The sequence below is a fragment of the Natronosalvus rutilus genome (assembly GCF_024204665.1).
GTDB lineage: Archaea > Halobacteriota > Halobacteria > Halobacteriales > Natrialbaceae > Natronosalvus > Natronosalvus rutilus.
On the sequence record NZ_CP100355.1, the window covers coordinates 3,130,578 to 3,156,679 of the forward strand.

Annotated in this window: 26 protein-coding genes; 13 read left to right on the forward strand and 13 right to left on the reverse strand. The window is 66.2% G+C overall.

Annotated elements, in window-relative coordinates; genetic code table 11:
• The first annotated feature begins 45 nt into the window (after positions 1-45).
• Positions 46-1,545, forward strand: a complete 1,500-nt coding sequence (cysS, locus tag NGM29_RS15110; protein ID WP_254157237.1) for a cysteine--tRNA ligase — start codon at positions 46-48, stop codon at positions 1,543-1,545.
• A 204-nt stretch (positions 1,546-1,749) separates the two neighbouring features.
• Here the strand turns inward: cysS and NGM29_RS15115 are convergent, their stop codons facing one another.
• Both NGM29_RS15115 and NGM29_RS15120 read right to left on the reverse strand, forming a co-directional pair.
• Entirely contained in the window at positions 1,750-2,187 is a 438-nt protein-coding gene (locus NGM29_RS15115; protein WP_254157239.1) for a DUF7575 domain-containing protein, read from the reverse strand.
• Between the two features lie 105 nt (positions 2,188-2,292).
• Positions 2,293-3,408: a presenilin family intramembrane aspartyl protease PSH gene (locus tag NGM29_RS15120; protein ID WP_254157241.1), complete on the reverse strand. Its 1,116-nt coding sequence runs from the start codon at positions 3,406-3,408 to the stop codon at positions 2,293-2,295.
• Between the two features lie 364 nt (positions 3,409-3,772).
• On the opposite strand from NGM29_RS15120, the gene NGM29_RS15125 reads away from it, so the two are divergent.
• Positions 3,773-5,371 (forward strand): outer membrane protein assembly factor BamB family protein, encoded by a 1,599-nt coding sequence (locus NGM29_RS15125; RefSeq protein ID WP_254157243.1) that lies wholly within the window; start codon positions 3,773-3,775, stop codon positions 5,369-5,371.
• 63 nt (positions 5,372-5,434) lie between these two features.
• Here the strand turns inward: NGM29_RS15125 and NGM29_RS15130 are convergent, their stop codons facing one another.
• Together NGM29_RS15130 and srp19 are read right to left on the reverse strand one after the other, a co-directional pair.
• Complete coding sequence (locus tag NGM29_RS15130; RefSeq protein WP_254160585.1) at positions 5,435-5,719, reverse strand: H/ACA ribonucleoprotein complex subunit GAR1; 285 nt, start codon at positions 5,717-5,719, stop codon at positions 5,435-5,437.
• The gene (gene srp19 / locus NGM29_RS15135) at positions 5,719-6,000 is read right to left on the reverse strand and encodes a signal recognition particle subunit SRP19 (RefSeq protein ID WP_254157245.1); all 282 of its coding nucleotides are present in this window, start codon (positions 5,998-6,000) and stop codon (positions 5,719-5,721) included. The genes NGM29_RS15130 and srp19 overlap by 1 nt, the downstream gene beginning before the upstream one ends.
• 407 nt (positions 6,001-6,407) lie before the next feature.
• On the opposite strand from srp19, the gene NGM29_RS15140 reads away from it, so the two are divergent.
• Positions 6,408-7,154: a hypothetical protein gene (locus NGM29_RS15140; protein WP_254157247.1), complete on the forward strand. Its 747-nt coding sequence runs from the start codon at positions 6,408-6,410 to the stop codon at positions 7,152-7,154.
• A gap of 216 nt (positions 7,155-7,370) precedes the next feature.
• Here the strand turns inward: NGM29_RS15140 and NGM29_RS15145 are convergent, their stop codons facing one another.
• The gene (locus tag NGM29_RS15145; RefSeq protein ID WP_254157249.1) at positions 7,371-8,618 is read right to left on the reverse strand and encodes a PGF-CTERM-anchored ABC transporter substrate-binding protein; all 1,248 of its coding nucleotides are present in this window, start codon (positions 8,616-8,618) and stop codon (positions 7,371-7,373) included.
• Positions 8,619-8,734: 116 nt separating this feature from the next.
• On the opposite strand from NGM29_RS15145, the gene btuC reads away from it, so the two are divergent.
• The 3 genes from btuC to gatE are packed head-to-tail and all read left to right on the forward strand — an operon-like array spanning position 8,735 to position 13,054.
• Positions 8,735-9,769, forward strand: coding sequence for a vitamin B12 ABC transporter permease BtuC (btuC, locus tag NGM29_RS15150; protein ID WP_254160587.1), 1,035 nt, complete (start codon positions 8,735-8,737; stop codon positions 9,767-9,769).
• Positions 9,766-11,124: a heme ABC transporter ATP-binding protein gene (locus tag NGM29_RS15155; RefSeq protein WP_254157251.1), complete on the forward strand. Its 1,359-nt coding sequence runs from the start codon at positions 9,766-9,768 to the stop codon at positions 11,122-11,124. The genes btuC and NGM29_RS15155 overlap by 4 nt, the downstream gene beginning before the upstream one ends.
• Positions 11,125-11,182: 58 nt before the next feature.
• On the forward strand, positions 11,183-13,054 hold the full coding sequence (gatE, locus tag NGM29_RS15160; RefSeq protein WP_254157254.1) for a Glu-tRNA(Gln) amidotransferase subunit GatE: 1,872 nt from the start codon (positions 11,183-11,185) through the stop codon (positions 13,052-13,054).
• A gap of 142 nt (positions 13,055-13,196) precedes the next feature.
• Here gatE and NGM29_RS15165 read toward each other — a convergent pair whose 3' ends face one another.
• From NGM29_RS15165 to NGM29_RS15180, 4 genes are all read right to left on the reverse strand, one after another.
• Entirely contained in the window at positions 13,197-14,318 is a 1,122-nt protein-coding gene (locus NGM29_RS15165; protein WP_254157256.1) for a hypothetical protein, read from the reverse strand.
• Positions 14,319-14,401: 83 nt separating this feature from the next.
• Positions 14,402-15,187 (reverse strand): RNA methyltransferase, encoded by a 786-nt coding sequence (locus tag NGM29_RS15170; protein ID WP_254157258.1) that lies wholly within the window; start codon positions 15,185-15,187, stop codon positions 14,402-14,404.
• Complete coding sequence (locus NGM29_RS15175; RefSeq protein WP_254157260.1) at positions 15,184-15,735, reverse strand: DUF8114 family protein; 552 nt, start codon at positions 15,733-15,735, stop codon at positions 15,184-15,186. The genes NGM29_RS15170 and NGM29_RS15175 overlap by 4 nt, the downstream gene beginning before the upstream one ends.
• Positions 15,736-15,795: 60 nt before the next feature.
• A complete protein-coding gene (locus NGM29_RS15180; protein WP_254157262.1) occupies positions 15,796-16,353 on the reverse strand; it encodes a DoxX family protein in 558 nt (185 codons plus the stop codon).
• A 226-nt stretch (positions 16,354-16,579) separates the two neighbouring features.
• Here NGM29_RS15180 and folP point away from each other — a divergent pair, with 226 nt between their 5' ends.
• From folP to NGM29_RS15210, 6 genes are all read left to right on the forward strand, one after another.
• Positions 16,580-17,773: a dihydropteroate synthase gene (gene folP / locus NGM29_RS15185; protein WP_254157264.1), complete on the forward strand. Its 1,194-nt coding sequence runs from the start codon at positions 16,580-16,582 to the stop codon at positions 17,771-17,773.
• 135 nt (positions 17,774-17,908) lie between these two features.
• Positions 17,909-18,607 carry a 6-hydroxymethylpterin diphosphokinase MptE-like protein gene (locus NGM29_RS15190; RefSeq protein WP_254160589.1) on the forward strand — a complete coding sequence of 233 codons (699 nt, stop codon included), beginning with the start codon at positions 17,909-17,911 and terminating at the stop codon, positions 18,605-18,607.
• Between the two features lie 106 nt (positions 18,608-18,713).
• Positions 18,714-19,682, forward strand: coding sequence for an ABC transporter substrate-binding protein (locus tag NGM29_RS15195; protein ID WP_254157266.1), 969 nt, complete (start codon positions 18,714-18,716; stop codon positions 19,680-19,682).
• A gap of 47 nt (positions 19,683-19,729) precedes the next feature.
• The gene (locus tag NGM29_RS15200; RefSeq protein ID WP_254157268.1) at positions 19,730-20,449 is read left to right on the forward strand and encodes an ABC transporter permease; all 720 of its coding nucleotides are present in this window, start codon (positions 19,730-19,732) and stop codon (positions 20,447-20,449) included.
• Complete coding sequence (locus NGM29_RS15205; RefSeq protein WP_254157270.1) at positions 20,446-21,327, forward strand: amino acid ABC transporter ATP-binding protein; 882 nt, start codon at positions 20,446-20,448, stop codon at positions 21,325-21,327. Before NGM29_RS15200 ends, NGM29_RS15205 begins: the two co-directional genes overlap by 4 nt.
• A gap of 3 nt (positions 21,328-21,330) precedes the next feature.
• Positions 21,331-22,104 (forward strand): TOBE domain-containing protein, encoded by a 774-nt coding sequence (locus tag NGM29_RS15210; protein WP_254157272.1) that lies wholly within the window; start codon positions 21,331-21,333, stop codon positions 22,102-22,104.
• 6 nt (positions 22,105-22,110) lie between these two features.
• Here the strand turns inward: NGM29_RS15210 and NGM29_RS15215 are convergent, their stop codons facing one another.
• Positions 22,111-23,040: an MBL fold metallo-hydrolase gene (locus NGM29_RS15215; protein WP_254157274.1), complete on the reverse strand. Its 930-nt coding sequence runs from the start codon at positions 23,038-23,040 to the stop codon at positions 22,111-22,113.
• Between the two features lie 179 nt (positions 23,041-23,219).
• Between NGM29_RS15215 and NGM29_RS15220 the strand changes: the two genes are divergently transcribed.
• Positions 23,220-23,633 (forward strand): hypothetical protein, encoded by a 414-nt coding sequence (locus tag NGM29_RS15220; protein ID WP_254157276.1) that lies wholly within the window; start codon positions 23,220-23,222, stop codon positions 23,631-23,633.
• 33 nt (positions 23,634-23,666) lie between these two features.
• On the opposite strand, the gene NGM29_RS15225 is transcribed toward NGM29_RS15220, so the two are convergent.
• The 3 genes from NGM29_RS15225 to NGM29_RS15235 form a co-directional block, all read right to left on the reverse strand.
• Positions 23,667-24,047: a cupin domain-containing protein gene (locus NGM29_RS15225; RefSeq protein WP_254160592.1), complete on the reverse strand. Its 381-nt coding sequence runs from the start codon at positions 24,045-24,047 to the stop codon at positions 23,667-23,669.
• Positions 24,048-24,156: 109 nt separating this feature from the next.
• Positions 24,157-25,161 (reverse strand): TIGR04024 family LLM class F420-dependent oxidoreductase, encoded by a 1,005-nt coding sequence (locus tag NGM29_RS15230; RefSeq protein ID WP_254157278.1) that lies wholly within the window; start codon positions 25,159-25,161, stop codon positions 24,157-24,159.
• Between the two features lie 15 nt (positions 25,162-25,176).
• A complete protein-coding gene (locus NGM29_RS15235) occupies positions 25,177-25,953 on the reverse strand; it encodes an SDR family NAD(P)-dependent oxidoreductase (protein ID WP_254157280.1) in 777 nt (258 codons plus the stop codon).
• Positions 25,954-26,102 lie beyond the last annotated feature (149 nt).

Below are 26,102 nucleotides of genomic sequence, written 5' to 3' on the forward strand. Positions count from 1 at the left end.
ACCCCATCCGACGCTTTAAGGTACGCCCGCGAGGACACTCGAGTAATGACCCTGCACGTGACGAATACGTTGACGGGCGAGACGGAGCCGTTCGAGCCACAGGATCCCCAAAACGTCCTCCTCTACTACTGTGGCCTGACGGTTTCGGACCCGCCCCACCTCGGGCACGCCCGCTCGTGGGTGCACGTCGACGTGATGCACCGCTGGCTCGAGCACGTCGGCTACGGCGTCCGTCACGTCGAGAACTTCACCGACGTCAACGAGAAGATCGTCGCCCGCGTCGGCCAGGACGACCTCGGCGACGACGAAGCCGCGGTCGCCGAAACCTACGTTCAGCGGACGATCGAGGACATGCGTTCGCTGAACCTCCTGCGCGCCGAGGTCTACCCCAGGGTATCGGAGCACATCCCCGAGATCATCGACCTCGTGGAGACACTCGTCGAGTCGGGCTACGCCTACGAGTCCAACGGCTCGGTCTACTTCGACGTGACGACCTTCGAGGACTACGGGGCGCTCTCGAACCAGGACATCGAATCGATCGAGGCCCAGGGCGAACCCGACGAACAGGCCGATAAGCGCCACCCGGCCGACTTCGCGCTCTGGAAGGCGGGACCGGTCTCGGAAGAGGCCGTCCACGAACACAGCAAGGGTGCGACCTGGGAGGAGACGCCGACCGGCCAGACCTGGGACTCGCCGTGGGGCGAGGGGCGGCCAGGATGGCACATCGAGTGCTCGGCGATGAGCATGACCCACCTCGGGGAGACCCTCGACATCCACGTCGGCGGCCGGGACCTCGTCTTCCCTCACCACGAGAACGAGATTGCCCAGAGCGAGGCCGCGACGGGCCACCAGTTCGCCCGCTACTGGCTCCACTGCGAACTGTTCCAGATGGGCGAGACGAAGATGTCCTCGAGTCTGGGCAACTTCGTGACCGTCGACGAGGCCGTCGAGCGGTGGGGACCCAACGTCCTTCGCACGTTCCTCACCGCGGGTGCGTACAACAGCCAGCAACTCTACAGCGACGACACCATCTCGGAGGCCGAAGAACGCTGGGAACGCCTCGAGCGTGCCTACGACGCCGCCGTCGATGTGCTCGATTCCCCCGCCACGAAGTCGAAACTCGTCGACGAGGACCTTCGCGAGTCCGTGGACGCTGCGCGGGAGGCGTTCACCGAGGCGATGAACGACGACTTCAACACCCGCGAGGCGCAGTCGGCGCTGCTCGAAATTGCGAGCGCGGCGAATCGCCATCACGAGGGCGCCGAAGGCGAACACGGATCGAGGGCGTACGACTACCAGGGCCTGAAACGAGCCGTCGAGACGCTCGAGGAACTCGGCGACGTACTCGGATTGACCTTCGGCGGCGCCAAGGCGACCGGCAACGTCGAACTCGCGGGCGAGGTCGTCGACCTGGTCCTCGAGATCCGCGAGCAGGAGCGAGACGCGGGTAACTACGAGCGCGCCGACGAGTTGCGCGACGAACTCGAGGCGATCGGCGTCGAGGTACAAGATACGGACGAGGGGCCGACGTTTCGGCTTCCGTGACGGCGGCTGTTCTCCTCCACCCCTCCTTGTTCGAACGTCGTCAGTGCTCGTGACGGACTCGAGGTCCGAGTTCGTCGCGAAAGCAGGAACGATTGCGGTGGGTATACTCCTGCGATAAAAACGAGAAAGCGAGGCGAGCTGGCGACAGCGAAGCGGGCGACCGCCGAGTACGACAATGCCGTGTTACGGTAGCCGTCCCGGGGACTACCGGTCTGATTCGGTGGACGTCTCCTCTTGCGCTTCCAGATTAGAGAAGTCCGAGAGATCGCTCGTACACCAGTGACAGAACTCGAGATCCGTATCGAGTTCCTTCCCACAGTACGGGCAGTGCGTGAGGCTCCCGTCGGGTGCGGGTGCTCGCCGGGCCACCTGATTGTGCGCCACCGCGAGCAGATACGCATCGACGACGCTGAGAATCGCGACGAACAGGAGCGGGGACAGTTCCGCCAGATCTGCGCCCTCGCCGGCCGCGAGGGCCTCGAGCGTGGCCGTCTCGACGAACAGGATACTGACGCCGAACAGGAGGACGATCCAGCCCAGCGCACGCCGCCAGCGCCGGAGGTAACAGTGACCGAAGCCGGTGACGAGGACCCCGAGTAACGCGGCGAGCCACGGGCGCTTCTTCGAGAACGACCGATCCATAGGTTAACTAACCGGTTAGATAGCTATAAGCCTTCACGTTCACGTTCACGTCCACGCCATCGAGACCGCCCCAGGCACAAAACGATGTGGTCGAGAGTTGCCGACTCACAACCCGAGCGCCGTCGCGACCGGCACGCCGGCCCAAAGCGCGCCGACGAGGTAGCCGCCGATCGCTCCCGAATTGAGCAGCGGCAGTCCGGCGTGCGGTCGGCCCCTGAGGACCATGGCCATCAGGACCAGCAACCCCGCGAGCGTGCCCAGCACGCCACCCAGCGCGGGCGCGTTGAGCGTGATCAGCGGAACGTCGAGCGAGCCAACCTCGAGGAAGGAGGCGGCGCTGGCGATCAGGATTGTCGGGATGACGGCGTCACCGAGACCGATGAAGAGGGCGTCGCGGACGCCTTCGGATGCGTCGTCCAGTTCTGGCTCTGTTTGCTCAGGCTCTGGCTGCTCTGACTCTGTCCGCTCTCGCTCGCGTTCGTCCTCGGCAGCCTCGGAATCGGTCGGCTCGGCGGTGGGGCCTTCGAAATCGTCCGCATCGGCTTCCGGGGAACCGCCGTTGGTCGTCGCCGTCGATTCCGCGTCTCGATTTTCGATTTCACCGGGCACGTCGCCGGCCTCGAGGAAGGAGTACGACAGCGAGGTCGGGACGACGAGGACGACGGGAATGTGCAGGTCCATCACGCCCTCGGCGAGGTCGAGCATGTGCTCCGTCCGGTAGACGCTAATCGCGTCGTAGACGGCGAGCACGACGAGCAAGACGAGAGCGGGCAAGAGGCCGAAGCTGATCCCGAAGAGGCCGGCCGCGCCCGCGCCCATGACGACGCCGGCGAGGTCGATGACGTACCACTCGGGATAGATCACGAGGGCGGCGCCGATGCCGAGCGAGACGAGGAGGGGGAAGACACCGAACGAGGCGATCGTGGCTACGGGCGGGAGAATCTCGGCGAAGACGAACCACGAGAGCATGACGCTGACGCCGACGATGAGTCCGCGGATGATCCACTGGAGATCGTACTTGAACGCCGCGAGCATGAACGCCGTCATCACGAGAATCGCCCCGACGTAGACCAGGCTGTTCGTCGGGTCGGAGGGGTCCTCGACGGCCTGCATCTCGGCGGCGGTGAAGGGTTCGACGAGCGCGAGCGCGCCGAACTGGACGCCGATAAAGAGGAGACAGGTGAATCCGACCGCACTGCCCAGACGAATCCGCTCGTTCATGGGTCGCGATTTGACCGGCCGTCGTATTGGTGTTGCGTTCTCGAGGCGGATGACCCTTCGCCCGGGTTCACCGACTTCGCGGTACTCGCCGGCGACGGACGCACCCTCGAGTGGCTGTGCCGGCGGGTGGTCGAGAGTGACCTCGAGGAGGAGAGCGCCACCGACCAGTGAACGACGTATCTGGATCGATCACCTCTCGTGTCACTTCGTCGAAACGAAGCGGAGCCCGGTTTCGTGAACGGTTATTTTCGACCCAGGGACGTGGTCCGTTGCTCCCGGCGCAATCGTCTCACGGGTACCGTTTCGGTGTCGAAATTGAGTTACCGAAACAGTAGCTAACTGGGTAGAGTCGAAGGGCCGGCGTATGCCAGACCACAGCCGACGGACGTTCCTCCGGCACACCGGGCTGACGATCACCGCCGGAAGCACCCTCGCCGCAGTGAGTGGGACGGCTGGCGCCACGTCGTCGACGGCCGCCGATCCGAGCGACTGGCCCTCCCTCGGGGGAAGGCCGGGAAACAACGCGCGGGTCGCCTCGGGGATCAGCGATCCCGGGTCCCTCGAGGTCGCCTGGTCGTGTGACTGCGGCGGCCATATCGCGGTCGTCGACGAGACGGTTTACCTCCGAGCGGACGACGGCTCCGTACACGCCTACGAAGCCGCGGACGGGTCACAGGTGTGGCAATCCGACGACCTCGGCGCCGATCGAACGCCGGCAGTTGCTGACGGAACCGTTTACGTCGGCGGCGAGGCACTCACCGCGGTCGACGCCGAGAACGGCGAGATTCGCTGGCGGCTCGACCTCGAGTACAGCGACGGGATTCGATCGCCGAAAGTCGCCGATGGGGTCGTGTTCGTCGTCGGTGACGGCGTCCTCTACGCGATCGACGCCTCGAGCGGCAAAGAGCTCTGGCAGTTCGATCCGGATGACGGAGGGCTACACGAATCACCGGTCCCGATCGACGACGGCGCTGTATTCGTCGCGGACGAGACGCGCCTGTACGCCCGCGAGGCCAGCGACGGCGCCGAACGCTGGACGTTCGACCTCGAGGCCAACGACGACGATGGACAGTTCAGCGCGGTCACGCCGGTCGTGGACTACGGCATCCTGGCCGCTGGCTACCACGGCGAGTCGGACGCTGGGATCTCCTACCACGACGTCGAATCCGGGGGCCGAATCGCTCGCGTGGCCGGTCGAGCGCACAATCACCCACCCGTGATCGGCTCGGAACTCGTCTACACCGTCGACGGGACGAACAACGACACCGCGACGGGCCACGACCTCGAGACGGGGGAGAAGGAGTGGGAACCGGACCCGTCCGGCGAAGGGACCAGTCCGTTCATCATCGACGAAGAGCACGTCTACGCCGGTCTCGAAAGTGATTCAGAATCGACAGGCGAGGACGAGGGGTCCTGGATGCGCTTTTTCGCGTTCGATGCCTGGGACGGCTCCGTCGAGTGGGAGAGAGACACCACGGCGGTACTGCGTCCCCTCGCACTCGTCGACGAAACGCTCTACGTCGGGAGCGTCGACGGCGAGGTGCTGGCCGCGTTGCGACCCAACGGTGAGGACGAAGACGACGAGGGCGACAATGGCGAAGACGGAGACGACGAGTCCGACGGGGGAAGCGAGATCGACGACGATACCGACGACGAAGAGAACGACTCCGATGGAAGTGGCGATACAGACGACGGTGGTTCCGAGAACGAATCGAGCGACATCAGCGAGGGCAACGAGAGCGACAGTACCGACAACTCGAGCGGTTCCGATGAGACGAACGAGACTAACGAGACCATCGGCTCCAACGACTCCAACGACTCTGGAAACGAATCCGCAACCGAAGACGGCGGATCGTCGGCCGACGAGACCCCCGGGTTCACCGGCATTGGCGCGCTCGCCGGCGGCGGACTCACCCTCGAGTGGCTGCGACGTCGCGTCGACGAAGACGAATCCGAGAAGTAACGACTCGAGGCTGACGACGGCCACCACGACGCGAATCCGCCACAAAGCACGAAACGCACGACGTTATCGTGCGTACAGCGTCGACCCGACGAGGCCGGGTAGATGAACGCTCGACTGCGGCGTAACCGCGAGATACGGTCGGTCGACCGGACCGAACACGTCGACGACTCGACCGACGGTTTCGAGGGAGTCGTTCAGGACCATCGTGCCGATGGCGTTTCGTCCGCTATCGCCGCCAGTACCGCCGTTACCGTCCCCGCCGTCGTCGCCGTCCCCATCGCCCACAAGCTCAGCCCGCAACACCGCGAGCCCCTGAGCCGTCCGGACGACCGTTCCAACCCGCCGCATCATTCTCGTAACGCGACGACGTACGCCGCGACTGCCTGGACGAGGTCGTTCTTTGTCGAGTCCTCGGTTCCGCGGACGACGACCCGTCCCCGGGGCACCCAGTGCTCTCGCGAGTAGGCCTTGTCGCGTTCGACGGTCGCGTCGTAGCCAATCTGCTGGACCGCCTTCGCGATTTCCTCGACCGTCGGCTCTTCGACTGCCAGCTCGAGGGGTACGCGTCGCCCCTCGGCCCGCGTGCGGGTGGAATCCAGGTACGCGGGCCAGATGACGTTCTCGACCATGAGCCAACTCGGCGGGCCGGTGAGTAAACGCTTTTCAAAACGAGACGGGGCGCGCAGATGGGGTGGAATCGGTTCTCGAGCCGGTATGCGACGTGGAATCGGGACTCGAGTGCCGTCTCGTCTTGAACAACGTTTCGTGAAGATCAACCCTCGGTCGCTTGCGATGCGGTCGGTTGGGGATCTGCTCGCCGTGGTAGGAGACCGGGAGTTCGGTGACCCTACCTGGTCTGAAGTCCCGGTGTGCGGGGCAATAAGGCGATCATACAGAGAGAAGGTATTATCGAATCACTGGCCTGGTATCTTTTCACATTTTCAACTCGTCTCTAACAATATCTGGTGACGGTATCGGTGCGCCCATGGGTAACACCATTAAACGACGAACGGTACTGGTGGCGACCGGTGTGGCCATGGGTTCGCTGAGCGGGTGTCTCGGATCGCTACAGGACAGCGGGCAGGAGGGGTGCGTGCCGCCGGGGCAGTACGACTGTCCCAACGGCGAGTTGCTAGCGGTCCACGAGTTCGACGGCTGTTCGGTCGAGCAGGTCGAAGGTGACTGTGCGATTACCGTGGAAGTGACCGAATCCGAAGGCGAAGGAGAGGGAGACGACTGCGATGCGTACAGCTTCGAATGGACCGTCGACGACGACTGCGTCGTGTACGCCGTACGCGTCTACGGCGGCAACGATTGTGAGGATTACGACTACGGCGACGGTGAGACCGAGGGGCTCATCGAGACGGATCTCGAAGCGGGCCAGAGCGGACAGCAAGCTGGGATGTCAAATATTCGGTTCTGTGGTGAACTCGAGGAGATCGACGGTGTCGACGGTGGCGACGATGGGGACGACGGAGACGGTGACGATAGCGATGATGGCGACGGCAGTGACGGAGATGGCGGAGATGGAGACGACGGAGATGGCGGAGATGGTGACAACGGCGACGGCGGTAATGGTGATGACGGCGGTGACGGAGAAGACGGCGGTAACGGCGATAACGGCGACGACGATGATGATAGTGGCAGCGGTGACGACGGCGAAGACAATGACGACGGCGACGATAGCGGCGACGACACTGACGACCAGGACGGAAAATCGAAAAAGGAAAAACGAAAGGAAGAGGCCAAAGAGCAATCGAAAACGCAACAGAAATGTGAGTGAACGCGAGGACTAATCGACACACCGGGGCGGACGAATCAGTCTCACGTCCGTTCTCGGCTTTTGTTCGATCCGACTGGCGTTCCCTCGAGTACCTCAAGTTCTGGCCACCGCCGACTCGAGCGTGACTGCAGACTCGTCGAACAGACGGCGAACAATGAAACACGTCGCCAAAAGAATACCGGGTAAATTCGTACCAGACCTGTCAGGTCCGGAGCGCTACAGTCGACGGAGTCCGAGCAGACCCGCGATAGCGGCGAGTGCGACGGGGACGCCGAAGCCGGGAATCGAATCCTCGTCGTCGGATTCGTTTGCGTCCTGGACCGTGCCCTCGTTTTCACCCTGGTCCTCGTCTTCCATCTCGCTCTCACTGTCGTTCGCGTTGCTTTTGTTCCCACTGTCGGCGTCTTCTTCGTCAGCGTTTTCATCGTCAGAGGCACTCGTCTGCAAGTCGGCCAGTGACTCCTCGTAGGACTCGTCGGCCGCCTCGAGGTCCGCTTCGACCTCGCCGTAGGCGTCGGCGTGAACGGTGGCGAAGATGTCCTCGATGGCGAAGACGACGTTCGGTGCGGGCTGGCTCATCGCGTTCGCGTCGACGCCGAAGTGCTGATCTTCCTGCATCGCCGTCGTCTCGCCGACCGCGTCGGAGACGGGCGGTTCGTCGTAGGCGTCGTCGCCGTAGAGGATCCACTCGGGGTCCTCGTCGATAATCGTCTCGTCGCTGATGATGCCCCAGCCCTCGATACCAGCATTCGCGGCCACGTTTTCGACGCCGGCAGTCGTCAGAATCTCGTGCTGGAACGTTCCGGTTCCGGTGGTGTAGACCTCGCCGTCCATCGCGTAGAGGGCCGATGGGCGCGGCTCGTCCGCGAGTGCGCCCTCGATGATCGAGAGGCGCTCGTCCATCCACTCGAGCGTGACGTCGCTGCTGTCGCAGGCGCCGGTGAGCTGCCCGGTGATTTCGACCGCCGAGCGCACGTCATCGACAGAACTCGAGGAATCGAACACGTAGACGTCGATGCCGGCGTCTCGAAGCTGATTCAACTTGTCCTCCTCGAACGTGACGACGTTCGCCGCGAGCACGACGTCAGGTTCGAGCGCGATGATCTCCTCGACGACCGGTGTCACGCCGTCGTCGGCGGTGATGTCGGTCTTGCCCTCGGTTTCGAGACCCTCGGTGTACGGACCCATCGGCATACCCTCGAGTCGGTCCTCGGCCCCGACGCTGTACACCAGTTGCGCGTCGCTCGGGTAGAGCGCGACGATCGATTCGGGCGGTTCCTCGAGCGTCAACTGTTCGCCTGTCGCGTCCTCGAGTTCGATCGGGTACTCGCACGTGGAGTCGGCCTGGGCCGGAGTCTGGACCCCGCTCGAAGCCGCTGGTGCAGCGCCCCCGGCAGCCAGCGCAGGACCGGCGCTCGCGGTGAGCGCGAGTATCGCGATCGTCACGATGAGTAGTCGTCGCATCGCCCGATGATCGACGGCTATCCAATAAATATTTACCTAAAGCAAGCGAGCTTGCCAACGTGAAGCGATCCGGGCTCTCGTGGTCGATCGGGCTGGCGATACTGCTCGTTCTCGTGATGATCGGGAGCGCCGCCCTCGGACCAGTCCGGATCGACCCGTTCGTCGTCACGAAAGCGATGCTCAACGTGCTCGTCGTCCCTGCGGGCCTCGAGTGGACCGCGACGGCGGTTCCGCTGCTCGAGCGGTCGATCCCCCGGCCTGGATTCACCTACGCCTCCGTCTTCGGGTTCGACGTTCCCGCAACCCACCAGACGATCGTCGGCGACGTCCGACTGCCGCGGATCGCGCTGGCGGCCACGGTCGGCTTCGGCCTGGCCGCCGCCGGGACGGTGATGCAGGGCTTCTTCAGGAACCCGCTGGCCGACCCTTCCATCATCGGCGTCTCGACCGGCGCGGCCGCCGGCGCCGTCGCCGCCATCGCGTACCCAGCGCTGGTTCCCCTGACGAGCCTGCACCTCTCCGCGTTCGTCGGGGCCATCGCCACCGCGATGCTCGTCTACGCCATCGCGACCGAGGGTGGACGCACCCCCGTTGCGACTCTCCTGCTCGCCGGCGTCGCCGTCCAGGCGTTCCTGGGCGCGCTCATCTCCTACATGCTCGTCCACAGCGGGGACAGCCTCCGGGCGGCCGTCGTCTGGATGATGGGTCACCTCGGCGGGAGCAACTGGGGCGACGTCGGCTTCGCCCTCCCCGTTGCCCTCGTCGGCGTCGGCGTCCTCGGCGCCTATACCCGCGAAATGAACGTCCTCCTGCTCGGCGAGGAGGACGCCCACCACCTCGGCGTCGACGTCGAGCGGACCAAACTCCTCTTGCTCGTGATCGCCTCCGTCGTCACCGCTGCGGGCGTCGCCGTCGCTGGCGTCATCGGCTTCGTCGGTCTCGTCGTCCCACACGTCCTGCGCTTGCTCGTCGGCCCCGACCACCGAATCTTGCTCCCGACGAGCGCGCTCGCCGGCGCGTCGTTTCTGGTCGTGACGGATACCCTCGCTCGAGCCGGCCCCGCGGAGGTTCCAGTCGGAATCGTCACGGCGGCCCTCGGTGCGCCATTCTTCCTCTTTCTGCTCGTTCGACGGGAGGTGCACTCGCTGTGACCGACGCTCCTGCTCGACCGCTCGTGGAAATCGAGGATCTCGAGGTCGCCTACGGAACTCTTGAGATCCTCGAGGCCGTTTCGCTCGAGGTCGACCGCGGCGAGTTCGTCGGCCTCGTCGGTCCGAACGGCGCCGGGAAGACCACCCTCCTGCGGGCGCTCAGCGGCGCGATCACGCCCGCGGGCGGCGACGTCCGGATCGATGGCGAGGACGTCGTGACGCTCGCCTCCCGCGAGGCGAGTCGACTCGTGGGCGTCGTCCCCCAGAACACCTCGCTGTCGTTCGCCTTCGACGTCCGAGCCGTCGTCGAGATGGGGCGATACCCCCATCGTTCGCGGTTCTCTCCGCCCGCAGAGGAGGATCGGCAGCAGGTCGACCGGGCGCTCGAGCGGACGCGAACGGCCCGGTTCGCGGATCGGCCGATCGACGCGGTCAGCGGTGGCGAGCGTCAGCGAGTGCTCATCGCGCGGGCGCTCGCCCAGGACACGCCGCTGCTGTTGCTGGACGAGCCGACGGCGAGCCTGGATGTGAACCATCAGGTCGAGACGCTCGAGCTGGCCCGCGAGCTGTCCGCGGACGGGCGGGCCGTCGTCGCGGCGATTCACGACCTCGACCTGGCGGCGCGCTACTGCGACCGACTGGTCGTCCTCGCGGGCGGTACGGTCCAGGCCGACGGTCCACCGGGCGAGGTGCTGACGGCCGACGTGCTCGAGTCGGCCTTCGACGCGAACGCGACGGTCACCCGACACCCGGTGACCGGGGCGGCGAGCGTGACGGCGTTTCCGCGCTCGGAGTCGGGGGATCGCGGTACTGTGGACGACCAGGAGATCGAATCGACGACTCCGACGAGGCTCGAGGGGCGGCGCGTTCACGTCGTGGGCACAGGAGAAACCGCCGCCGACGTGATAGCACGGTTCGAGCGAGCGGGCGCCGAGGTGACGTCCGGTCCCGCACCGGCCGGTGGAGTCGTCGACCAGCGTGCGGTCGACCGCGGCCTCGAGTGCGTGCGAACCGAACCGTTCGCGCCGGTCTCGGCCGCAGCTCGGAAACGCGTGGGCGAACTCGTCGGCCGCGCCGACGCGACGGTGCTCGCCGACTTCGAACTCGCACCTGGAACGCAACTCCTGATCGAGGCGCTCGAGGCGGCGCCGTCGCTAGTCGCCCTCGAAACCCGGCCGCTCGACGACCGAAACTTCGTCGGCGAGGCGGGGACGGACCGATACCGACGGGTCGAGGCAGGCGCACTCGAGGCGACCGAGGGCTCGGTGCTCGAGGTGACGGCGAGAGCCATCGCCGTCCGTGATGCTGACGTTCGCGAAACCGCCTTCGACGACCCCTCGAGCGACGACGACTGAACCCGCTCCCGGGACGGACTGGACGGTTTTTTACCCCTCCGCCACCGAGTGCTCGCCAATGACCGCGGATTACGACTACGAGGCGCTCGGTCTCGTCGCCGGACTCGAGATTCACCAGCAACTCGACACGGCGACGAAACTGTTCTGTGCGTGTCCGACTGATCTTCGCGAACCCGACGAGTCGGCCCGTCGGTTCACCCGCTACCTCCACCCGACGCGGAGCGAACTGGGCGAACTCGACGAGGCCGCCCTCGAGGAGAGCCGGGTCGAACGGGAGTTCACCTATCTGGCTTACGACAGCACCTGCCTCGTCGAAGAGGACGACGAACCACCCCACCGACTCGACGAGGAGGCTCTCGAGACGGCCCTCGAGGTCGCCCAGTTGATGGACATGATGCCGGTCGACCAGGCGAACGTGATGCGCAAGATCGTCGTCGACGGCTCGAACACCTCGGGCTTCCAGCGCTCGACGCTGGTCGCCACCGGCGGGGCCATCGAGACGAGCGCGGGCGACGTCGGCATCGAGGACATGATGCTCGAGGAAGAGAGCGCCCAGCGCATCGAGGAGACCGACGACGGCGTGACCTACAGCCTCGACCGCCTCGGCATCCCGCTGGTCGAAATCGGCACCGCGCCCGACGTTCGAACGCCCGAACAGGCCCAAGAAGCCGCCGAGCGCATCGGCATGCTGTTGCGATCGACCGGAAAGGTCAAGCGCGGCCTGGGAACCATCCGCCAGGACGTCAACGTCTCCATCGCCGACGGCGCTCGCGTCGAGATCAAGGGCGTCCAGAGCCTCGACGACATCGCCGACATCGTCCGTACCGAGGTCGGTCGCCAGGCCGAACTGGTTTCGATCCGCGACAAACTCGAGGCCTGCGAGGCGGCCGTCCACGAACCCCGGGACGTCTCCGGCGTCTTCGAGGGTACTGACAGCGGGGTCGTCGCGAGCGCGCTGAACGACGGCGGGTCGGTCTTCGGCGTCCGCCTCGAGGGCTTCGACGGCCTCGTCGGTCGCGAGATCGCGCCCGACCGCCGCCTCGGCACCGAGTTCTCCGACCACGCGAAGCGCCACGGTGCGGGCGGCATCTTCCACACCGACGAACTGCCGGCCTACGGCGTCACCGACGACGAGGTGATGGCGCTTCGCGAGGCAGTGGGAGCGACCGACGAGGACGCCGTCGCCATCGTCGCCGCCGCGACCGACGTCGCCGAATCCTCGATCGAGGCCGTTGCCGACCGCGCGCGGACGGCCCTCGAGGGCGTTCCGGAGGAGACCCGCGGTGCGAACCAGGACGGGTCGACACGTTACCTCCGCCCGCTCCCGGGTGCGGCCAGGATGTACCCCGAGACGGACGTGCCCCCGGTCGAACCCGATCCGAGCGAGGTTCCCGAACCGGAACTCCTGACCGACAAGGTCGAGCGCTACCAGGCCGAGTACGACCTCGATGCCGGCCTGGCCGAACAGGTCGCCTACGGCACCCACATGCCGCTGTTCGAGCGCGTCGTCGGAGACGGGATCGATCCCACCTTCGCCGCGACGACGCTCGAGTCGACGCTCACGGAACTACGCCGAGACGACGTGCCGGTCGAGAACCTCACCGAGGGCCACCTCGAGACCGTCTTCACGATGGCCGAGGACGGCGACCTGGCGCGAGAGGGCGTGCCTGATCTCCTTGCGGCGCTCGCGGACGAGCCCGACCAGGACCCGCGAACGGTCGCCGAGGAGGCCGGACTCGGATCCGCCGCCGAGGACGACGTGCGCGAGGCCGTCCTCGAGGTCGTCGAGCGAAACGCTGATCAGGTCGAGCGCGAGGGAATGCAGGCGTTCTCGGGGCTTATGGGCGAATGTATGGGCGCCTTGCGTGGAAAGGCCGACGGCGACCTCGTGAGCCAGGTGTTGCGCGAGGAGATTCAGGAGCGGGCCTGAGTTCGAGACCCGTTTTCACTCGAGATAGCCGTCGCGAGTCGGCCGTCACGAGTCGAAGTGGTGACTATTACTACACTTTTCGAAGCAGTTTGGTATAAAAACGATAGCGACTCCGCCGCGCCGTTCGAGCACCGCCCAGCCGTCACTCCTCGATCGGGTCGGTCCCGTAGACGGCGGTGACGAGCGCCGCCGACCCGCCGGTCTCGAGGTCGAACGAACGCGCCTCGCCGCCAAGTCCCGACTCGAGGCGCTCGACGTCGACGGCGGTTTCAGACTCGTAGGTGACTATCACGCGGGCATTCGACTCGGACTCCGCGAGTTGTAGTCCCTGAACGACGCCCGTCGCCCCCTCGAAGGGCGAGAAGTCGAAAGCGACGTCGTCCTCCTGGACCTGGTCGCCCGGTTCGAGGTCGGTGAGTGATTCGCCTGCGCCGGCGAGACACGACGTGATTCCGGTGTTCGCCCCCGCGCGAAGCAATGTCTCGAGCGTCGTGTCCGATTCGTGGGCCGGCGATTGCGACCCCACGTTCGTCTCGACGATGGCGGAGACGACCGCGAGCGACCGGGCCTGGTCGGCGCCGAACGCGTAGACGAACGCGTCGTCGGTGACGCCAACGACCTCGCTCGAGGCGTCGTCCGCGAAGACGACGAAGTCATCGGCACCGTCTTCCGCCTCGGCCTGCAGCTCGTAGCCCTCGGCCTCGAGCCCCGAGCGGGCCGTCTCGAGGTCGTACGCACCGTAGAGGGCGTACGCGCCGTCGACGTAGACGAGGGCGGCGTCGTCGGACTCGCCCTCCGCCTCGGCCTGTACCTGTGCGATTGGCGATGATCCCAGAGCGAACAGCCCGTAGATGCCGAGCGACACCACGGCGATCGGATTCTGGAGGAAGGGGTCGTCGGGCACCGTTCCCTCGCCCGGGTCGTCGTCGAGGGTCCCGACGATGGTCGCGAGGTCGACGGCGGTGAAGAAGTACTCTCGCGGCGTCGTTTCGTCGTCGGCCAGCGCGTCGGCCGACGGCAGCACTGACGCGTAACTGGGGAGTTCGCCACCCTCGAGCCAGGCGGGCGTCGTCTCCTCGTCGGTTTCGTCGATCTCGTCCTCGTCGGCCCCGTCGGTGCCATCGTCGGCGTTCGATTCTTCGCTATCCTCGTCATCGTTCGGCTCGAGCGACTGATCGGCCTCGTCGGCGAGGTCGGAACAGCCGGCCAGAAGCGTGCTGGCGGCGCCGAGCATCGCGAGAACGTGGCGGCGGTGTGCGTCCATTGCTCGGTGGTCGTGATCCGAGGACTATATCCCTGGTGGCCACTCCGGGAGTATTGATACCTCTTCGCGACGGTTCGTACTCCTCAGTTCTCCTCACGGTCCGGGCGCTCGGTCGCTCGGCGCAACACGCCGAGCAAGGTGGTGACCTCCTGGACCGTGGGATCTGCTCGACCGTGCAGTCGACGAAGCATCCGCATTGTCTTCGCTCGCTTCTCCTCGGGGTGGTTGATCTCCTCGAGGAGGGCCGCCCACTGGTCGTACAGCCGCTCGAGCGACGGCTCGTCGGCCCGGACGCGCTCGACGTCGGGAAGCTGGACATCTCCGGGATCGAGCGCGATCGTCCGGAGTTCGTAGAGCGTGATGGTCGCGGCCTGGCCGAGGTTGAGTACCGGGTACTCGGCGCTGGCTGGGATCGAGCAGACCTCGTCCAGGCGGGCGAGTTCCTCGTTCGTCAGGCCGACGCCCTCCCGACCGAAGACGACGACGGTGTCGGCTTCGACGCGCTCGAGGCGGTCGGCGAGCTCGGCGGGCGTCGTGAACGGAAAGCGCACGTGGTGCTGGTCGTCCTCGTTCGTGATCGCCGTGGTGCCGACGGTGTGGTAGTTCTCGACCAGGTGGTCGAACGAGACCTCCCGCGCGTTCGGAAGGACGTCCTCGCGTGCGTGACCGGCGAAGCCGTAGGCCTCCCCGTCGGGGTCGAGTTCGGGCGGGTCGACGAGCAGCAGCTCCGAGAAGCCGAAGTTCTTCATCGCTCGAGCGATGGTGCCGACGTTGCCGGGCGTCTGGGCGTCGACGACGGCGACAGCGGGCGGATTTCGAGGATGTTCGTCACCGGTTTCCGGCGAAGACGCTCGCGGGTCGTCGGTCATTTCCGGCCCGGATACTCGGCACCGAAATCCACGTCCGCGTTGGCGATGTCCTCGTCGCTCAGGCCGACCCGGTCGCTGATGTCGTCGCCCATCAGGTCGCCGTGCTCGTCGGGATCGGCCTTCGGCGGCTTCGGCAGGTCCGTCGGGTCCGTCTCGACGTACTCCATGCCCTCGTAGCCCTCGGGTGCGCGACCGCCCTCGAGGAACCACTCGTAGAACGCCTCCGCGAAGTCGTCGCTGCCGCGGTGGGCGTCGCCGCCCTCCTCGCGGAACCAGTAGACGAAGTCGGGTTCGTGTTCCTCACAGAGAATGACTTCCGAGAGGGGTTCGCCGTAGACGTACCGCGCCCGGTTGCACGCCTCGAGGTTGTCGTCGCCGTAGATCAACCAGCAGCCGTGACACGGTGCGTTGTAGATGACGTCGAGTCGGATCATCCGTTTGCGGGCGTCCTCGGGCATCTGCGCGAGCGGGAGAAAGTCGCCGTCTTCGTCGAGGATGTCTTCCTCGTCGAAACGCCAGCCGCGCATCCCGATACTCACTTTTCCCATGGTCGGGGTTTCGGCCGCGAAGACAAAAAGAGACTGTTCGCTTCCCGAGTGGTCAGGGGCTCAGCCCAGCAGGTACCGCATCACCGGGTACCGCTCGACGAGCGCTTCGCCGCGAATCTCCATCTGCTCGATGTAGCGGTCGAGCCCGAGGATTCGACCGGCGCCGAAGGCGGCGACCGCCAGGAAGACGACCGCGTAGATCAGCGTCGAGTCGAACAGCGCGAGCACGTCGCCTTCCCAGCCGCCGAGGTAGAAGGCGGTCATCTGGAGCGCGCCGCCGAGGGCCGCCAGTCGGACGAACGCCCCCGCGATGAGGGCGATCCCGATCAGGAGCTGGGTCGCCGGGATGACGACGTTGATGACGTCCATCAGCGCGGCGTTGGCCGCCATCGTGGCGTAGAGCCCGCTGACCGGGCTGGCCGCGTCGACGCCGTGGACGAGGTAGCCGCTCGCGTCGAAGGGCCACTCGCTGACCTTTCCGAGACCGGCGAACAGGATCATGCCGCCAATGACGAACCGAAGGGCGACGACGAACCACGCCGACAGGGCGTGGGGGTGACCTTCAAGGGTGATACCGCCGTAACGGCTTTCGAGCCGGTTGAACGTGTTAGTTGACATTGTCTGGTACCTCTTACAGGTATTCGTAGGCTGCCTATCCACCTAAGAAGGGGTCGTGGTTCCCGTTCGCTGGGAAACAGCTACACGAGTGGACGTTCGTTTCGCTCGAGGGGCGGTTTCGTGACCATCTCGACAGGAGACATTCCTGACGGGAGCCCCTGGATCCGACGACTGATCGGTTCGCCGGAATCACGGCCCCTTTGTAGCCGCCCGCTCGAGTACCCCCATGGACAGCGTCGACGCCGCGGGACTGGGCATCGGAGACGAGTACCCGCCCCGGATCATGGGCGTGCTCAACGTCAGCGAGGAGTCGCCGTACGATCCGAGCGTGTTCGACGACCCCGAAGAGGCGGCCCGGTACGTGGACGAGGAACTCGTCGGCGAGGGAGCGGACATCGTCGACGTCGGCCTCGAGTCGGCCAACAAGCGCTTCGATGTGCTTAGCGCAGCGGAGGAACTCAAGCGCCTCCACGTCGCCCTCGAGACGATCGATCGCGTCTCCGGAGACGCCGTGTTCTCGATCGAGACGCGCTACGCGGCGGTCGCCGACGAGGCCCTCGCAAGCGGCTTCGATATGGTAAACGACATCTGCGGGTTCGCCGACCCAGAGATGCCCGCGGTCTGTCGGGACCACGACGCCGCCGTCGTGAAGATGGCGAGTCCGCCGGACCTCGAGCGACCAGGTGCCGTCGAGGAGACCGACTGGAGCGTCCGGAAGTCACCCGAGTGGGCCGCGTCGGCCGACTACGTCGACCAGGTCTACGAGGCGCTGAAGCAGAACGGGCTGACCGAGAAGACCATCGTCGACCCCGCTTTCGGCGGCTGGAGCGAGGAGAAGACGCTCGCACACGACCGGGAGACCTTCCGCCGGTTGCGTGAGTTTCGCGCCCTCGGCCGACCAATGTTGGTCTCGATCAACCGGAAGAATTTCCTCGGCGACCTCGTCGGCCGCGATACGGAGGGTCGACTCCCCGCGAGCCTCGCGGCGACCGCGCTGGCCGTCGACCATGGGGCCCACGTCGTCCGAACCCACGACGTGGCGGAGACTGTCGACGCCGCGCATATCGGGAAGGCGTTCACCGACCGCGAGCAGGTACTGGAAGACGGTGTTCGAGTAGCCCGGCTCGAGGTCGAGTCGACGCGCGACCTCCGGGCGCACCTTCGCGAGGGCGGAGTCGATCCGTCGCTGGCCGGCGAACTGTACCAACAGGTTCTCGAAATCGACGGCCTCACGCCATCGAAACGCGAACGAGTCGGCGAATTAGCACACGATACGGGCGCAACCCCGGTCGAATTGTCTGACGGACGCATGCTGTTGTGCGCGTCGGACGATCAACTATCCGGGATTTTCGAGCGCCTCGAGGGCTCAGACGACGAAACCGAAGACGCCTGGAACGCCGTCAGACGGGTGCTCGAGTAAGAGAAAGCTTATGGCATCCGCTTCGAAAGAGGGAAGTGGAAGCCGGGTGGCCTCACGGGTAGGGGTACTTGCGAGGCAACGCTCGGCCCACAAACGGATTATTGCGGTCGGCTCTAACTTGGGACAGTGACGACTATGGACTATCACGAGTGGGAACCGGCGTACGACGCGATTCTCGCCGACTTCGGATTCGACCGGACGGCCGACGAACGCGCTCGAGACGCCCTCGCCGACCTCACCTCGTCCTTCGACCTCGAGCGACTCGCGTTCGTGCGCGGCGCCCGGGTCGTCCTCGCTGGAGCGGGACCGTCGCTCGAGACCGACGCGGCCCTCGAGACGGCTCGAGCGGCCGAGGTCGTGATCGCGGCCTCGACGGCAGTGGACGTACTCGAGGCCGCTGGAGTCGAGGTCGATTGCATGGTGACGGACCTGGATAAGAACCCGGAGACTGTCGAACACCTCACCCGCCGCGGAACCCCGGTAGCCGTCCACGCGCACGGCGACAACGTTCCCGCCCTTCAAACCGTGGTCCCCGAGTGCGACCAGAAGTTCGTCCTGCCGACAACGCAGGCCGAACCGGCTAGACCCGTCCGCAACTTCGGCGGCTTCACCGACGGCGACCGGGCGGCGTTTCTCGCGGACCACCTTGGAGCCAGTCGGCTGAGATTCGTCGGCTGGGATTTCGACGACCCCGCCGTCGACCCGACGAAATCGAAAAAGCTTTCGTGGGCCGAACGGCTGCTCTACTGGCTCGAGCACCGTCGCGGCGAGAACTTTTCGGTCCTCGACGGCCGCCGCGACGCGATTGACGTGCGAGCACTTCCAATCGAGTGACTCAGCACGAGGGCAACTACTTGTCGTCGAACACCCACCCAGCCGTAACCACATCCAATTACGCCCGATCGACGGTTATTTGCAACTGGAGCGTATCGTGGTATCCATGCCGATACAACGCCGTCGGTTCCTGGCCGTCGCCGGATCCGCCGCGGCCGCCGGCGTCGCTGGCTGTTTCGCGAGCGGCGATTCGGGAAATGACGGGGCCGAGATTGCCGGCGAAACCCTCACACTGGCGACGACGACCAGTACCGACGACACGGGGCTCCTGGCTGCGCTGAACGAACCGTTCGAGGAGCGCTTCGGCGTGACCGTCCACACCGTCGCCAAGGGAACCGGGGCGGCCCTCGAGACGGCGCGAAACGGCGACGCCGACGTGGTCATGGTTCACGCCCGCTCGCTCGAGGACGAGTTCCTCGAGGACGGGTACGGGGTGAACCGCCGGGACCTCATGTTCAACGACTTCGTAATCGTCGGCGAGAGCGACGATCCGGCGGGAATCGGCGGCGAGAGCGAGGTCGAGGGCGCGCTCTCGACCATCGCCGAGACCGAATCCACGTTCGTCTCTCGAGGCGACAACTCGGGCACCCACACGAAGGAACAGCAACTGTGGGCGGACGCGGGCATCGACCCCGCCGAGAGCGGCGAGTGGTACGTCGAGACGGGGTCGGGGATGGGCGAGGCACTCACCCGAACGAACGAGATGGGCGGGTACACCCTGGCCGACAGGGGGACCTACCTCTCGATGAAGTCCGAGATCGACCTCAAGATCCACGTCCAGGGCCCGGTCGGAGGCGGCCCGGAGTCCCTGATGAACCCCTACGGGATCGTCGCAGTGAACCCGGCCGTTCACGAGAACGTGGCCTACGACCTCGCGATGGCCTACATCGGCTTCCTGACGAGTCTCGAGGGCCAGGAGGTCATCGAGGGGTACACCGTCTCGGACGAACAGCTGTTCTTCCCCGAGGCGCTCGCCGAGGAACCGAACTTCGAACAGTACGTACCGACGGCCTGGCGGTCGTCGTCCGACGACTCACCCAGCGGCTCGTCTAACGAGTCGACCGACCAGGAGTGATCACTATTCGGAACGGCTACAATGGTTCCACGGAGATGACGCGGACGATGAGCGAACTGCCACTCGAGGTCCTGTCGATTCCGGCCGTCGCTTTCCCCTTCGAGTGGCCCTACGTCAGGAGCATTATCGAGGTCTCCCTGTACGTCAGCACCGCCGCCGTCTTAGTGAGCACGCTGCTCAGCCTGCCCATCGCGCTCGCGCTGGGATTTACTTCGTTTCGCGGGAAGGGACTGCTCACCTCGATTATCACCACCGGGATGGGATTTCCGAGCGTCGTCGTCGGCCTCGTCGTGCTCTTCGGGGTCTCGAACCAGGGGCCGCTCGGCTCGCTCGAGCTCGCCTTCACGCCGGAGGCGATGATCCTCTCTCAGATCGTCCTCGCGATGCCGGTCATCACCGGCGTCAGCCTCGCGGCCGTCTCGAGCGTCGACGACGGCGTTCGCGACGCGGCGTTCGCCATGGGCGGCACCCGGCTCGACGTGGCCATCGTGACGATCAGGGAGGCCCGCTACGGCATTGCGACGGCCGTCCTTGCCGGCTTCGGTCGGGCGATCAGCGAGGTCGGCGGGGTGCTCATCGTCGGCGGGAACATCGTCGTTTCCGGGGAGTCGTACACGCGGACGCTCACGACGGCGATCCAGCTCGAGGCCCGACAGGGACGCTACGAGACGGCGATGATCCTCGGGGGCGTGCTGGTCGCGCTCGTCTTGCTCGTGAACGCGCTGGTCCTTCGGCTGGGCGACGGCGGGGGTGGGCGGTACCGATGAGGGTGACAGACGGGGCGGGCTCGACGGAGGAGACAGACGAGACGGGCGAGACGGACGGATCGAACGCGACGAACGAGGCGAGCGAAACGAACGCAACGAACGCGCCGAGGGCAACCATCGAGGCCCGCGACGTCACCCACGGCTACGGCCGCGAGCGCGTCCTCGAGGACGTTACCCTCTCGGTCGCCCCCGGTGAGGTCGTCGCACTCATCGGCCCCTCGGGCGTCGGGAAGACGACGCTGTTGCGACTCCTCGCCCTTTTCGAGCGGCCCGACGACGGGACGGTTCGTCACGGCGGCGAGGACGTCTGGGCGAACGGTAACGGCGAACGTCTCGACCACCGTCGTCGCGTCGGCATGGTGTTCCAGGAACCGAACCTCTTCGGCGCGAGCGTCCGGCAGAACGTCGCCTACGGGTTGCGCGTTCGGCAGGGGTGGCCCGAACGGGTTCGGCACAGTTTCGCCTCGATTCTGGGGAGTGCGTCGACGTCTCCGGCCGTCGCACAGGCCCTCGAGGCCGTCGGCCTCGAGTCGTACGCCGATCGCGACGTCGATTCGCTCTCGGGTGGTGAGGCCCAGCGCGTGGCGTTCGCTCGAGCGCTCGCGTACGATCCGGACGTCCTCGTCCTCGACGAACCCACGTCGGAACTCGACCCGCGGAACACGGCGATCCTCGAGGACGCCGTCCGGACGGCCCGCGCGAACGGCATCGGGGTCGCGCTGGCGACCCACGACATGCACCAGGCCCGGCGCGTGGCCGACCGCGTCGGCCTCCTTCTGGACGACGGCATCGTCGAAATCGACGAGACGGACACCATCTTCGAGGACCCCAGCGACGACCGAACGCGACAGTTTATCCGGGGGGACCTGGTCTACTGATCCATGACGATCGAGCGCGGGTATCGAACGGAACTCACCGTCGGCGAGGTGACGGTCGGCCGCCGCGACGTCGAGATGCTCGAGGCGATCGACGCCCACGGCTCGATGCACGCGGCCGCCGACGCCTTGGGGCGATCCTACGCCCGACTCCAGCGCCGGATCGTCGAACTCGAGGACGAACTGGGTCCACTCACCGAGCGCCACCGGGGTGGCGCCGACGGCGGCGGGACCACCATCACCGAGACCGCGCAGGACCTCCGCCGGCGCTTCGAACGCCACCAGACGGCGCTCGAGGGCGTCGCGAGCGTCACGGAGTCGGTGTTGTCAGGAACGGTCGTCGACCGCGAGGGCGAACTCGCGACGGTCGAGACCGACATCGGGCTGGTCGTCGCCGTCGCTCCCCAGGAGGCGGAGATGGTCCAAGTGAGCGTCCGATCGGACGCGGTCGTCCTGTCCGATCCCGGGGAACGGTCGCAACCGGGTCAGACGAGTTTTCGCAACCGGTTCGAGGGCACCGTCGAGCGCGTGGAACAAGGAACCTCGGTGGCCCAGGTTCGCGTCGGCGTGGACGGAACGCAGGGGCGAATGGGGGCCGACGGAGCCGCACTAAAGGGGCCACGGACCGACGAAGCCGCACTCGAGGCGCTCGTCACCCGCGCGAGCGTCGACTCCCTCGGTCTCGAACCCGGTCGTCCCATCGTCGCGTCGTTCAAGGCGACCGCGGCGCGGGCGATTCCGCTCGAGGGCGTGGACGGCTCACCCGCTGATTCGCACTGACCCGACTCACTCGTTCGCTATTCCGTACCGGCCGCCCTCTTCGCACTCTACGACGCCGTCTCGCTCGAGTCGCTCCAGGTGAGCCGCGACCTCGCCGGCCCCGAACTTGGCGTGGATCCCCTCGAGTTCGCCGAACAGGTCCCGAGCGAGGTCCCACGGCGTCGCTTCCGTGCGCGACTCGAGGGCCGTTTTGACGCGCCGCGTTCGCTCGTCGTGGTGGCCTCGAAGCGCCTCGATCCGCTCGGGGTCGACGGTTTCGCCGTGTCCTGGGCGGAGCGTCACCGCACCCGATTCGACGCCTTCGCGGGCGAGGAGTCGATCCAGCGTCTCGAGGTAGGTACCGAGCGGGTCCGTGCCGCGCGTCCGCGTGTCGCTCCCGCCGACGTTGGGGGTGTACGTGGGCAACGCGGCGTCCCCGAGGACGAGCGTCTCGTCGGTCGCGAGCGAGACGTGCCCCGCCGTGTGGCCGGGCGTCTCAAGCACCTCGAGGCCGGCGACGGTCTGCCCGTCGACCAGCGACTCGACGGGCGTCGCGTCGGGAAGCGGTGAGGGTCGATCTCCCTCGACGACTGCGGTAACGACGTCTTCTGGGACGCCCCAGGCGACCATCGCTGCAGCGTCTCGCTCGAGTCGGGCCTCGCGCTCGGCGGCGTAGTCCGCGAGCAGTGGCGCGTCCCGCTCGCCCATCGCAACCGTCGCGTCGGCGGCTTCGGCGAGGCGCGGCGCCAGCCCGACGTGGTCGGCGTGCCAGTGGGTGCAGACGACGTACTCGAGGTCCGCGAGCGCCTCGAGTTCGGCCTCGAGGCCGTTCTGTAGATTCGACCACGCCGACTCAGTCGGCGGTCCAGGATCGACGAGAACCCGTTCGTCGACGAGGTAGGCGCTGTTGGTTCCTTCGGGCGTCCCGCCGCCGACTGGCACTCGAACTACGGTCATAGTCGTCGTTTCGGCGCCCGGTACCTGAGTCGAACGGTCCTGGCTCGGTCGGTTCGTGGCGCCCGCGACTGTCATGACGTCCGCAACCGTCGCGACGACTCGAGAACTGAGTCGTCGACAACAATTAAGCCCCTCAAACGGCCAGTGAGAGTCGTGGATCAACGCCTCATCGTCACGATGTGTTTACCGGCTACCTCGTCGGCGGCGCCCTATTCGCCATCGCCCAGTCGGCGGCCGGCGTGACGTACACGGAGAGCCAGGTCGAGTTCATCGTGCTCGTCGGCTACCTCGGCCCGCTCCTCGTGATGGGGTTCGTCTGGGTGAAGAACTACGGCTACGGCGCGCCGCTGCTGGTGGGAACGACCGCCACGACCTGCTGGTTCATCGTCTACTTCTTCTTCGTTCACGACAATCCCGCGAACGTCGGTGCCGTCACGGGTGACGGTTCGGTCGCGTACACCGTCTCCGTCGCCGCGCTCGTCGCGATGTCCCTCGTGACCGCCCTGACCGGGACGTGGCTCTGGTACTGCGAGAGCGACGGGTTTCGAGAGGCAGTCGACAACGCAATTCGCCCGACGGACGCTCGAGAGTGAGAACGAGGGTACGTGCGAGAGCGAGAGCGCGACTCAGCCCTGAAAACCAGTGAGCGACCAGGTATCGTCGTCGTCAGCTTGCCCCGAATCGAACTCGGGGGCGCTTATCAGCACGAACGCGCTCTCTTCGTCGCCGTTTCTGATCTGCCGTTCCGCCTCCGGTGCAATCCAGACCGCGTCCCCCTCCTCGACGGGGACCGACTCGTCGTCGACGCGAACCTCCGCGGCGCCTCGAACCAGGACGTACACCTCTTCGTGATCGTCGCCGGTGTGGTCGTGCGGTTTGCTGTTCCAGTTCGGCGGACACCGGGAGAACGTGACGCCGACCTGGCGACATCCCAGCGGCTCGCTCAGGAGGTGCATCGCGTCCGAGACCTGCTCGACCTCCTCGTAGTTCACCTTCCGGTAGCTCATGCTCATGGGTGAAGTTCGTGACGAGTTCTCTTAAACGCTCACCCGTGTTAGCTAGCGAAGGAGATCAGCGGATTCGTCCGTCGAAGTTCCCCGGAACCTCGAGCGCGACTCAGCGCCCGGGTGCGAGCACGTCGATCGTCGCTTCGATCTCCTCGGTCGTGGCCCCCCGCGGGAAGCCGATAGCGAGCGAATCGACGCCGTCGATCGCCTCGAACTTCTCGAGTTCGGCGCGGGCTCTATCGGGCGTCCCCGCCACGCCGAGGTCGTCGAGCAGGTCCTCGGGAATCAGCGAACACGCCCGCTCGTGGTCGCCGCTCGACCAGGCAGCCGCGATATCGTTCGCTTCCTCCTCGTACCCCTGCCGGGCGAGGGACTCCCGGTAGTACGTGCCCATCGCGCCGACGTAGAACGCCAGGTGCTGGCGGGCGAGGTCGCGGGCCCGTTCGCCGTCCTCGAGCGCGCAAGTGGTCAGCGAGAGCGTCACGCGAACGTCGTCGCGCTCGCGGTCACCGAGGTCGATGCCGCGCTCGAGGTCCTCCAGACGTTCGCGCATGCCCTCGGGCGTGAAGACGATGGCGTGCCAGCCGTCCGCGAACCGGCCAGCCAGTTCGACGGACTTCGGCCCCATGCCGGCGACGTCGACGGGAATCGACGTTTCGGGCGGATCACAGCGCAACCGAAAGCCGGCCAGCGAGAATATGTCGCCGTCGTAGTACAGCGTCTCGCCGCTGGTCACCGCCCGGACGATCTCGAGGTACTCGCGCGTGCGCCGGAGGGGGCGATCGAAGTCGGCGCCGTGCCAGCCCTCGATGACGGCCGGACCACTGGGACCGATGCCGAGGCGGAGGCGGCCATCGGAGACCTCCTGGAGGGTGGCGGCCGTCTGACCCAGGAGCGCCGGGGAGCGCGAGTAGACGTTGGCGATGCTCGGGCCAATTCCGATCTCGTCGGTCTCGGTGGCGATTCGCGTGAGGACGGTTACGACGTCGCGCCCCCACGTTTCCGGGACCCACGCGCGTTCGTATCCCCGCTCCTCGCCCCGTTTGGCGATGTCGACGAGCGACTGGATGGATGGCTGTGCGGCGACGGGCAGGTGAAGCGTTTTTCTGGTCATAGCAGGTATCAGATGTCAGGTATCGGGGTTCTCCATGATCGCTGGTTTGCCGCCGGCCTCGAGCGTCTGGCCGACGAGGTACGACGAGGCGGGGCTGGCGAGGAACTGGACGACGTCGGCGATTTCCTCGACGGTTCCCATCCGTCGGTCGATTTCGTCGCGGTCGACCTCGTCCGCGGCGATCCCCATCTGGGCCTCGACGCCCTTCGTCGCGACGAAACCGGGAGCGACAGCGTTCACGCGGACGCCCTCACTTGCCCACTCGAAGCCCAGCGACGACGTGAGGGCGTTGACGCCGGCTTTCGCCGCCGCGTAGTGGCTCATATACGGCGCGCCCTTGATCCCGGCGACGCTCGAGAGGTTGACGACGATGCCGCCGCCGTCCTTGAGGTGGTCGGCGGCCGCGTGGGTACACAGGTAGGTTCCAGTGAGATTGATGTCCAGGATCGTTCGCCAGCCGTTCTCGCTGATGCCGTCGAAGTTGGCCATGAAGCTGGCGCCCGCGTTGTTCACGAGGATATCTAGTCCGCCGAACGTCTCGACGGTCGCCTCCACGAGAGCCGCGACGGCCTCGCTATCGGTCACGTCGCACTCGACGGCGAGTGTGTTTCCAGGTCGATCGCTGTCCTCGATGGCGTCGGCGACGGGATCGACGTTCTCCTGCTCGCGCGAACAGATCACGACGTCGACGCCGTCGTCGGCGAATCGCTCGGCGATGGTCCGGCCGATGCCGCTCGAGGCGCCGGTCACGATGGCGACGTCGCCGTCGACGTGGAACTGTTCGACCGTCATCGCTGGTCACTCCGTCTCGTGGTACCCATGCTCGTGGCCGAATACACAGTCAACTCTCTTAACGTTGTATGTCCCGTGATCGATCGACGGGGGACGATTCTCGAGCCCGTGCTAAAAACAAGGGAGTGGGCACTCGAGGGCGGTGGCGC